The 9,785-nt window shown below is 62.3% G+C and carries 11 protein-coding genes; 4 read left to right on the top strand and 7 right to left on the bottom strand.

What is annotated here, in order from left to right:
- The coding region (locus tag ACR1XV_RS05035) for a universal stress protein (RefSeq protein WP_480529297.1) at window positions 1-110 on the top strand (110 nt) is incomplete at its 5' end.
- A 10-nt stretch (window positions 111-120) separates the two neighbouring features.
- Here ACR1XV_RS05035 and ACR1XV_RS05030 read toward each other — a convergent pair.
- From ACR1XV_RS05030 to ACR1XV_RS05020, 3 genes are read right to left on the bottom strand one after another with little or no spacing between them, the layout of a single operon-like run.
- The gene (locus ACR1XV_RS05030) at window positions 121-1,155 is read right to left on the bottom strand and encodes a lipocalin-like domain-containing protein (RefSeq protein WP_480529262.1); all 1,035 of its coding nucleotides are present in this window, start codon (window positions 1,153-1,155) and stop codon (window positions 121-123) included.
- On the bottom strand, window positions 1,145-3,559 hold the full coding sequence (locus ACR1XV_RS05025; RefSeq protein WP_480529261.1) for an FtsX-like permease family protein: 2,415 nt from the start codon (window positions 3,557-3,559) through the stop codon (window positions 1,145-1,147). Before ACR1XV_RS05025 ends, ACR1XV_RS05030 begins: the two co-directional genes overlap by 11 nt.
- Window positions 3,556-4,203: an ABC transporter ATP-binding protein gene (locus ACR1XV_RS05020; RefSeq protein ID WP_480529259.1), complete on the bottom strand. Its 648-nt coding sequence runs from the start codon at window positions 4,201-4,203 to the stop codon at window positions 3,556-3,558. Before ACR1XV_RS05020 ends, ACR1XV_RS05025 begins: the two co-directional genes overlap by 4 nt.
- A gap of 174 nt (window positions 4,204-4,377) precedes the next feature.
- On the opposite strand from ACR1XV_RS05020, the gene ACR1XV_RS05015 reads away from it, so the two are divergent.
- Window positions 4,378-4,812: an ion channel gene (locus ACR1XV_RS05015; RefSeq protein ID WP_480529258.1), complete on the top strand. Its 435-nt coding sequence runs from the start codon at window positions 4,378-4,380 to the stop codon at window positions 4,810-4,812.
- Here the strand turns inward: ACR1XV_RS05015 and cls are convergent.
- Together cls and ACR1XV_RS05005 are read right to left on the bottom strand one after the other, a co-directional pair.
- Window positions 4,809-6,221: a cardiolipin synthase gene (gene cls, locus ACR1XV_RS05010; protein ID WP_480529257.1), complete on the bottom strand. Its 1,413-nt coding sequence runs from the start codon at window positions 6,219-6,221 to the stop codon at window positions 4,809-4,811. The two genes, ACR1XV_RS05015 and cls, sit on opposite strands and share 4 nt — an antisense overlap.
- Window positions 6,222-6,292: 71 nt before the next feature.
- Window positions 6,293-7,363, bottom strand: a complete 1,071-nt coding sequence (locus tag ACR1XV_RS05005) for an AI-2E family transporter (protein WP_480529256.1) — start codon at window positions 7,361-7,363, stop codon at window positions 6,293-6,295.
- Window positions 7,364-7,521: 158 nt separating this feature from the next.
- Between ACR1XV_RS05005 and ACR1XV_RS05000 the strand changes: the two genes are divergently transcribed.
- Window positions 7,522-8,379 (top strand): YihY/virulence factor BrkB family protein, encoded by an 858-nt coding sequence (locus ACR1XV_RS05000; RefSeq protein WP_480529255.1) that lies wholly within the window; start codon window positions 7,522-7,524, stop codon window positions 8,377-8,379.
- A gap of 99 nt (window positions 8,380-8,478) precedes the next feature.
- Window positions 8,479-8,673 (top strand): hypothetical protein, encoded by a 195-nt coding sequence (locus ACR1XV_RS04995; RefSeq protein WP_480529254.1) that lies wholly within the window; start codon window positions 8,479-8,481, stop codon window positions 8,671-8,673.
- 3 nt (window positions 8,674-8,676) lie between these two features.
- Here ACR1XV_RS04995 and ACR1XV_RS04990 read toward each other — a convergent pair whose 3' ends face one another.
- Window positions 8,677-9,393 carry an RlmE family RNA methyltransferase gene (locus ACR1XV_RS04990; protein ID WP_480529252.1) on the bottom strand — a complete coding sequence of 239 codons (717 nt, stop codon included), beginning with the start codon at window positions 9,391-9,393 and terminating at the stop codon, window positions 8,677-8,679.
- A 52-nt stretch (window positions 9,394-9,445) separates the two neighbouring features.
- Window positions 9,446-9,781 (bottom strand): hypothetical protein, encoded by a 336-nt coding sequence (locus ACR1XV_RS04985; protein ID WP_480529250.1) that lies wholly within the window; start codon window positions 9,779-9,781, stop codon window positions 9,446-9,448.
- Window positions 9,782-9,785: the final 4 nt, after the last annotated feature.

The raw sequence follows: 9,785 nt of genomic DNA, 5'->3' as shown, positions 1-9,785 counted from the left end.
ACCTCATCGTCATCGGCGCCCATAAACCAGACCTCAAAGACTATCTGCTGGGCCCAAACGCCGCCCGCGTGGTCAGACACTCCCAAGTGTCGGTCTATGTCGTCAGGTAGGGGCTGAGCTTTAGTACCCGGTCATTTCCAGATAGCCGCGTCCTGTGTGGCTGCCCGAGATGGTGACCGGGCCTTCCCAGTATTCGAAGCTTGTTCCCATCCATGATTTTGGTGTCAGAGCGTTGATCGCTACATCAATGCCGCGCTGGGGCAATCTCACTTGCCATTTGACCGGGATGTCCCGCTGGGCGACATACTCGGTTTCGAGCGGTGTCAGAATGACAGAGCCATCGGGCAAAGCTTCGGTCCGACCATCGGGCCCGATCCACGTGGCGGCAGTGAAGTCACTACGATCACCGCGCAGACGAAAGGCCATCAGCTTGTCACCGCTGTCGAAGCTGAGCGAGAACCAGTCCCAGCCGCTCTGATCCTCTGCCAGTGGTTGCGAGGACCATTCGCGGTCCAGCCAGCCTTGGCCGGTTACAGCGACGTTACCGTCCGGCAGGTGCAGGGTTCCATCGATTGTGTAGAAGGGCTGCGAGTAATAATAGCTGGCTTGCCCGTCGGCGGATTTCACCGAATACCCGCTGTCCCCGTGAAATACCAACGGGCCCTGAGCTTGCAGCGATAGCGCATAGCCGAAATCGGTGCCGTTCGCGGTCAGGCTGAGCGTATCGGCGATGTCGCCCCGCATGTGCCATTCGTCGATCCAAGCCTCGAACGGTTGCGCCTGAACCCCGGCCTGACCGATGCCGCCGCGAGAGAGGCGCTCGGCGAAGAAATGGGTGTCGGGGGTTGTGAGCGCTGCGTGGCCCATCCAAATTTGCGGGCTTTGCCAGCCGTCCCGTTCAGAGGGCTTCAGGGCGGATCGGAACAGCGTCCATTGTATGCCATAGTCGCGCCCGTCCGACCCCTTGAGATTGGCGGTGAGGTACCACCATTCTATTCGGTAGGTCGGGTGCGGGCCATGATCCCTTGGGAACTGGAAGGTATATCCCCGCTCGGGTCGGTCAAAGCCGTCGGCGCTGCTGCCCAGACCGGCATAACCTTGCGCCCAACCTGCGATCGGAAGCAGCAGAAACAGGATCAGGACCCTAACGTTCATTGGCAAACACTCTCAGCAATGCCGCAGGCGGCAGGCGCAGCAGGCGCCATGCGGGCAGGGCCGCGGCCACGGCAGCGGCCAGCAGGGTCAGCACGAACAGCACAGCCCATTGGCCGGGAAAGAGATGCATCGGCAATTGCCAACCAAAGGCCTGAACGTTGATCACACTCAGCAGCACCCAGGCCAGCACCAGCCCAAGCGGCAGCGCCAGACAGGCGGTCAGAGCGGCCAGCAGAACGCTGCGCAAAAGCTCGAGCCGGGCCAGTTGCGCACGCGTGAGGCCAAGCGCCCAAACCGGCGCGACCTGCGGCAGGCGTTGGGTCCAGAGCGTCAGCAGGCTGGTAAGGATCGCAAAACCGGCGACCCCAAGCGTCAGCAGGTTCAGCGCTGAGGTGACGACGAAGGTTTTCTCGAAGACGCTGAGGGATTGCGCCTTCATCGCTGTCTGCAGGACGACCGCGCCGTGTCGCAGGTCGAACTGGTCCCGCAGCGATTGCGCAAGATCGGCGGCGCGATCCGGAGCAAGGCGGATGCCGAACCGACGCGCTTCGGCTCCGGGGGCTATGTCGACGAACAGCGGCATGGCGATAATGGCTTGCCCTGTGGGGTTGCCATAGTCCGAATAGACACCTGCGATGGTCAGTTGATGGTCGGGGGTCAGCGCCAGCGTGTCACCCGGCCAGAGGTCGGCCCGACGGGCCAGTTGCTCGTTGATCAGAACGGCATCGCCTTGGTGGATGCGGTCCCAGACATCCGGTGTTCTGGCGATCAAGGGCCAGTGCTGGCGATAGGTTTCATCGTCCACAATGCCGTACAGAAACAGCGGGCGGGTGCTGTGGGTCAGCTCGACGCTGCGAATGGGCAGGATGGCCGTGACCTGCGGGGACAGCCAGGTGGTGATCTCGGCAGCCTGCGTTTCGTCTTCGGCCGTGACATAGAGTTCCGAGGTCAGGCGCTGGTCGAGCCAGCCGGTGAAGGTCAGGCGAAAGCTCGACACCATGGTCCCCACGCCGATATTGGCGGCCAGCGCCAGCAACAGCGCCATCAGCGCCAGGGACAGGCCCGGCAACTGGCCTCGCATATCCGCCCAGACCCATTGACCGATCGGTGAGCCCGCCTTTCGCCGGAAGAAATCCAACGTGGTCGACAGCAGCAGCGGCAGCAGCAATGCCACCCCGGTCAGCAGCCCGGCCAGCAGGGTGAAACCAGCGAGCAAACCGCCAGTTGCCAGAAACACCGCCACGCCGCCGATAATCAGGACCAATCCAAGTGCCCCCGTGATCCGGGCCGAGGTCTTGCCGCCGCCCCAGGCCTGCAGGCCCGGACCTGCCAGTAGGGGCAGCCGTGACAGCCGCCACAATGCTTGCGCGCTGGCGATCAGGGTTCCTCCGGTCGCCATGGCGAGGCCGGTTATCACCCAACCGGGGCGGAGTGACATCTGCCCGTCGACCGGCGCGCCATATAGACCGCGCAGGGTGGCTGCGACGTCCGGCAGCAACGCTCCGGCAAGAAAGAAGCCGAGGACAAGCCCCAGCGCGCCACCCAGCAGCGCGAGCAGAAGCAATTCGGCCAGAATGATCCGTACCAGCCGCCGCATCGGCAGGCCCAGCGCGCGCAGGGTCCGGATCGTGCCGCGCCTTTGCGCGAAGGCCAGCCCGACCGTGCCGTTCACGATAAAGAGGCCCACGGCAAAAGACAGCAGCCCAAAGGCCGAAAGGTTCAGATGAAAACTGTCCGTCAGTTGCGCAGCGTCCAACCGCGAGGCCGGGCTGGTGCGCTGGAGCCCCGGCGCAACATCAGACAGGGGCAGCCGTGCGCGGGGCTGATTGGGCAGGATAACAAGGCGCGAGATCTGGCCGGGCCGGTTGAGCAGGCGCTCGGCCACACCGATATCGGTCAGCACCAGGTCAGGCGGCAAGGCAGTGCTTGCGATGATCGGCGGAAGGCCGTCTGCGGATTGGAACAAAGGGGCAAGGTCCGGTGCCATCAGCAATCGCCCCGGCGCGCCGAGCACTTCGGCGGGATCGGGCGGCGCGGCGCCTTCCTCGGCCTCGGTGACGGCGGGCAAGGCGGGGTAGGTCAGCATGTCCACCCCCATCAGGCGCACCCGGCGGTCGCCGACGCGCAGCGATCCTTCCAGTACCGCGGCGACCTGCCAGCCTGCTCGTCTGAGGGCGGCATATTGCTCGACCGGGATGAAATCGCCGGGCTTGTGCAGCTCATCAAATTGCCCGAGGGCAAGTTGTGCGCTGGCCCTGTCATAGCTGGCGCGGGCTTCGGCGTTGATGGCCTGAACAGCGGACCACAGGCAGGTCGCAAGGGCGATGCCCGTCAGCAGCGTTGCCAGTTGCAGCGGATGCGCGCGCCAATGCGACAGCAGGGCCTGCATCGCCGGGCCAGTCATGTGATTCGGCCACCGGACAGATGCGCGCGCCGGTCAAGCCGCGCGGCGATGTCTTGTGAATGCGTGACCAGCAGCAGCGAGGCCCCGGTATCCGCCACCAGCCCCAGCATCAGGTCCAGCACCACGGCGCTGGCGGTTTCATCCAGATTGCCCGTCGGCTCATCCGCCAGCAGAAGTTTCGGCCGCGTCGCCATGGCGCGCCCGATGGCGACGCGCTGTTGCTGCCCGCCCGACAGGCTTTCGGGGTAGCGCTCGACCAGATCATCCAGCCCCAACCGCCGGGTCAGTTCTGCGGTCCAATCGGGGTCGTCGCGTCCGGCAAGGCGGGCATGGAGGGACAGGTTCTGCGCAACGGTCAGCGAGGGGATCAGGTTGAACTGCTGAAACACCAGCGACAGGCTGGTCCGGCGCAGCGCGGCGCGCCCGGCGTCATCCAGCGGCGAAAGGGGCTGCCCGTCAAACGTAATTTCGCCGCCGTCGAAACCGTCCAGGGCAGCCACCAGATGCAGCAGCGTGCTTTTGCCGCTGCCGCTTTCGCCGGTCAGCGCCAGCGTCTCTTGTTGCGCCAGCGTCAGCGACACGTCGTTCAGCACGGGCCGCCCGCCCGGGTAGGATTTCCGCAGATGATCAACTGTTAGCAACATGCGCCGTCTCGTGGGGTTCCGAGACAATGTGCAGCGCTGCGCGGCGGTGTCCAGCGCCTTGCACGGTCCGGTTCCATTCGCCGCAGCACAGGCCCGCGCCCTCGGGGGTTGTCCGCCGCCGCGCAACAGACCATTCTGGCGCGGCATGAGGGATGGAAGTAAAGGGCTGATTTCATGACATTGTCGCAGCAGATTCTATGGGGAAGCCTTTATCTGGGCATCTGCTTCCTGTTCGAGATCGCCATGCTGACCTGGTGCGTTCTTGCCATCAGACGGCTGACCGCCAGATGGCCAACCCGCAGCACCATCATGGCCACCGCTGGCCCGATCACCGTGGCCCTCTTGTTCATCGTGCTGACGCATACGGTGCAGGTCTGGATCTGGGCCGTCGTTTGGGTGCTGGGGGACGTCCTGCCTGATTGGAACTCGGCGCTATATTTCTCGTTGGTGACATTCACGACGCTTGGATACGGCGACATCGTGTTGGGTGAGGGATTGCGCATTTTCGGAGCGTTCGCCTCGGTCACCGGCCTGCTGGCTTTTGGCCTTTCAACGGCGTTTCTGGTGGCGCTGATGACCCGAGTGTTTCAGGAGCGCTTCTTGGTCTAGAGGATCGGGGCGAACAGCCGCGCCAGCGGCGCGCCAAATCGGATATGCATAGGCTGCTGAGGCAGGCTGCGGGTCAGCTCATAGCTGGCCTCAAAGTCGGTTTCCAGCATCGCCCCGACGGCCCCGGCGGCACGGGGGTCGAAGAACAGGGCCATAGCCTCGAAATTCAGGCGGAATGAGCGGTTGTCCAGATTTGTTGTGCCGACGGCGGCAAGCGTGTCATCCACCACGAACGCCTTTTGATGCATGAAACCATCGGTGTATCGAAACACCCGCGCGCCGCAGCTGCGGATTTCGTCGAAATAGGCGAAAGCAGCCAGCCAGGGCAGTCGGTGATCGATCGTGTCGGGCACCAGAATGCGCACATCGACCCCCCGTAGGGCGGCGTGTTGCAGGGCCGTCATGATGTCGATGTCCGGCACAAAATAGGGTGAGGCGATCCACAGCCGATGCCGGGCCTCGGCGATGGCGGCGAAGAACATCATCGCGCCGGTTTCGGTCTCATCCCCGGGGCCGGTTGCCACCAGCAGCGCATTCATGTCCTGTTCGGATTCGCTGCCGGCCCAGTCGAGCTTGTCGATCAGATCCTCGCCCCGAGCCCAATGCCAGTCCTCGGTGAAAATCAGCTGCAGTTGCCGGACCACATGACCGGTCATCTTGATATGCGTATCGCGCCAGCGCCCGAAGCGAGGGCTTTGGCCCAGATATTCGACCCCGATATTGTGGCCGCCAATGAACCCGGTCTCGCCATCGATGATCACCGTTTTGCGATGGTTCCGATAGTTGAGCTGAAAGCGGAAGTTCGGGCCGCGCTGCTGGCGGGGATCGGCGACGTCGATGCCCGCTGTGCGTAAGGCTTCAAGATAGCTGGACGGCAGGCCGTAACTGCCGACCGCATCGGTCATGAACCGCACATGCACACCCCGCCCGACAGCCGCGATCAGCCTGTCGCGCAGGTCCTGGCCAAGCGCGTCGTCGCGGACGATATAGAACTGGATCAATATGTAACTGCGGGCCGCGTCGATGGCCTCGAAAATGGCTTTGAACGTGGCCTCTCCGTCGATCAGCAGTTCGGCCCCGTTGCCGCGCGAGACGGGCAGATGTGCCAGTGCCTCGAACGGGCGGGGATTGATCCGCATCGTCTCAGCGTCGGGTTTCGAGAAATCTGCGAAGGTCTTGATCCCTTCGACCACACGCTCACTTTCCTGCCGCGCAATGCGGTAACCGCGAAAGCGGTGGTGGCCCAGAAACAGGTAGGATGGCACGCCAAACATCGGGGCCGATAGCAGAAACACCACCCAGCCGACCGCCCCCTGAGGCGTCCGGGCCGTCTGTGCCGCGCGCACGGCAAAGACGATCGCAACGCAGTAGAGCGCAAACAGAAAAAGCGAAACGAGCAATGTCCACATCGGTGCGTCAACATCCGTTCAGGTCTTGTTTTTTCAGTCTAGAGGGGCGGGCTTGGCCATATCAAGCGCCGTCAACCGCTGTCCTCGTCCAATCGCCCGTCCAGTGACATCAGGATAGCAACCGGGCGCAGGGCTGGAATATGGCTGAAGATGATCAGGATGCAGACGGTCAGCGGAACGCTCAGAAACGCGCCGATCAGGCCCCAGACGGTTGTCCAGAAGGTCAGCGCAAGGATGACCAGAAAGGTTGACATATTCAGCGAACGTCCCAGCATCGCGGGGTCCAGAAAATTGCCGATCAGGAACTGAAGCGTGCCGCAGCCCAGCACGATGATCAGAAACGGGCCGATACTGTCGAACTGGACCAGAGCGATCATGGCGGGGAAGATAACGGCGATGATCGACCCGATTGACGGGATGAAGTTCAGCGCGAAAGTCAGAACAGCCCACGTTTCGGCATATTCCAGCCCCAGGACCTTGAAAACCGCATAGCTGATCGAGGCCGTGATCAGGCTGATGAATGTCTTGACGCCCACATAGCGCTGCAGGCTGTACGAGATCGCATCCAGAACCGTGGCCAGATCGGCCCCCAGCTTCGGATTGCCCGCCGCAAGCTGGATTTTGCGGCGAAAGGCCAGACGTTCGGCCATCAGGAACGCGACATAGAGGCTGATCAGAAAGAACTGATTCAGCAAAGAGGTCGCGCTGCCCAGCAGAACGCGGGCGACATAGGACATATCGATGCTGACCAGATTGTCGCGGATAAAGGTCGTCACGTCGTTGCCCACCAGCCCTGTGATGCGATTCACCGCGCCGTCGAACTGGCTTTCATAGGTGTTGATCGAGCGGGCAAACTGCGTGGCCTGACTGCCAAGAATATACATGATCATGAACAAGCCCGCCAGAACGACGGTCACCCCGGCGATATTTGCCAGCCAGATCGGTGCGCGGGTCACGGCGATAACCCGGTCGCTGAGTGCGATGATCAGGACATTTATCAACAGCGCCATGGTCAGCGGCACCAGAAACTTGGACCCCGCATAAAGTCCAAGCACCACCAGAGTCGCAACGATCACCACATCCCGCAGCACGCTAAGCTGCAGGCGGGGCCGGGTTTGGCTGTTATCCTGATCTGGGTTCATGCGCGGGCCCTTGGACGGATCGCCCGGATGGGCTTGCCTCGCAATCCTGCACAGGCTTGCGGGTTTATGCAATCCACACAGGTGCTTATGCGGCGGAATTGGTGGTATTTGTCCGATTGACGGTTCTGCGGCGGGGTAAGGCAGGTTAGGCTCAACCCATGTCACGCGTTGCGATTCCCTCGTCTGGCCAGATGTTCCGGGGCCTTTGGCTTGCGCTGCGGCGGTTCAATGACAAGAACGGCTTTGTCATGAGCAGCCATGTCGCCATGTCGTTGATGATGGCGTTGTTTCCCTTTGTCCTATTCACCGTGGCCCTGGCTGGGGCGCTGTCACAGGGCTATGTCACTGATGAACTGATAGAGCTGATCTTCGGCGCTTGGCCCAAGGATGTCGCCGATCCGATCGTGTCCGAATTGCGCGCCGTTCTGGCCGGTGCGGGGTCCGGCGTGATCACGCTGGGCGGTCTGCTGGCCATCTATTTCGCCTCGAACGGCGTGGCCGCGGTGCGCAAAGCCATGACGCAGGCCTATCACGATAAGGATGTCTGGCCGTTCTGGAAGACCCGGCTGCTGTGCTTTGCGCTGGTTATCATCGGCGGGGCCGCCATTCTGGCCATCGCCGCGTTCGAGCTTGTGCTGCCTGTCTATACCCGTCTGGTGTCCGAAAAGACGGCGGTTGATGTGGCGGATTGGCTGTCGGTCGACCGGCTGCGCTGGACCTTCACCGTGGCGGTTCCGGCAGGGACAGTTCTGCTGGCGCATCTGATCCTGCCGACGCGGCGGCACAGCCTGTTGCAGATCCTGCCCGGCGTGGTGCTGACTCTGGCCCTGTGGGCTGCCGGAGGATGGGGATTTTCGGTCTATATCGCCCAGTTCGCCACCTATAGCGCCACCTATGCAGGGCTTGCAGGGGCCATGGCGGCGTTGATTTTCCTGTATCTCTGCTCGGCCATGCTGATCCTTGGCGCGGAATATAACGGGGCGCTGATCGACCTGCAAAACGCCGAACGCCCGTAATGACGGCAGCTGCCCGGCACCGAACCGGCTGATTTGCGCCACGTTCCGGTCCAAATCCCGCGATAGGCCTTTTGCACACACGCAAACGAAGGGTCCGCCATGTCAGAGCGTTCAGCAACATCTGCTCCGCCGTTAAACACGGCCCGTAAGGCCACGCTGGACCAGCGGATTGAAGAACTGCGCGCGCGCAAGCCGATGGATATCAATCACGGAGAGGCGTTGTTGCTGCAAGGCATTGCCAAAGCATCGCTGCGCGAACAGCGGTTGGCGCAGGGGCGGATCGACCTCGACTGACGCTCAGCCCCGGAAGCCGGTGGCGACCACGAACTTCTCAGAGCTGTCCGACCGGGATGCGGGCGGTTTGACGTTGGCCACCTTGTTGAACTTCTGTTTCAGCAGTTTTTGCAGGTCACCTTCGGCCCCACCGGCCAGAACCTTGGCAACAAAGGTGCCGCCCTCCTCGAGCACATCGAAGGCAAAATAGGCGGCCGTTTCACACAGTGCCATGATCCGCAAATGGTCGGTCTGCTTGTGCCCCGATGACGCCGCAGCCATGTCCGACATGACCACATCCGCCTTGCCGCCCAGCCAATCTTTGACCTTCTGGTCGGCGTCGTCCTCCATGAAGTCGAGCACATGGGCGGTGGAACCTGCAACGGGCTCGACCTCTTGCAGGTCGATGCCCAGAACGGTTCCGATCCGTTTGCCGCTTTTCTCGCCGAGCGCGTTAACCCGCTGAACCGCGACCTGCAGCCAGCCACCCGGGGCACAGCCCAGATCAACCACGCGCGCGCCCGGTACCAGAAACCGGAACTTGTCGTCCAGTTCGAGTATCTTGAAGGCCGCGCGACCGCGATAGCCTTCGGCATTCGCACGTTTGACATAGGGGTCGTTCAGCTGCCGCTCAAGCCACCGGGTCGAGCTGAGCTTGCGCCCGCGCGCGGTCTTGACCTTGACCTTCAGGTCACGCTGCCCGCGACCCGATGAGTTTTTTCCGCTCGGTTTTTTGGCCATGAAAGTGGTCTCCTGACGACTGCGAGGCGTCTATCGGTTCGCTTTGCGGGTATCAAGCGGATGATATCGGCAAATCTCTCAATAGCAGATCGGGCCATGGGGAAGAAATACCAAAGGCCAGCCAGCCGATGCCATTCATGGCTTTCGTCAGGCGCGGCTCTGATTTCGCATCGGATGACGCAAAGCTGTGAAGCAAGGTCAGGGCATCCTCGGCATGATTGCTGGGAACGGCGATGGCGATCCCACCGATGGCAAGTGCGAAATGCGGTACGTTGTTCGCAATGGTGAACCCGGGGCAAAAGACGTCAAAGCTGGCTGCCTCTAACGCGCAGATCGTGGTTGCCGCCGTGGACGGGCGATAGGCGATGGCTATGGTTGAAAATGGCATGCCG

It is taken from the genome of Ruegeria sp. AD2(2025) (assembly GCF_056542385.1).
Note: the sequence above shows the minus strand (reverse complement) of the source record. Positions and strands in the feature narration are given on the sequence as shown.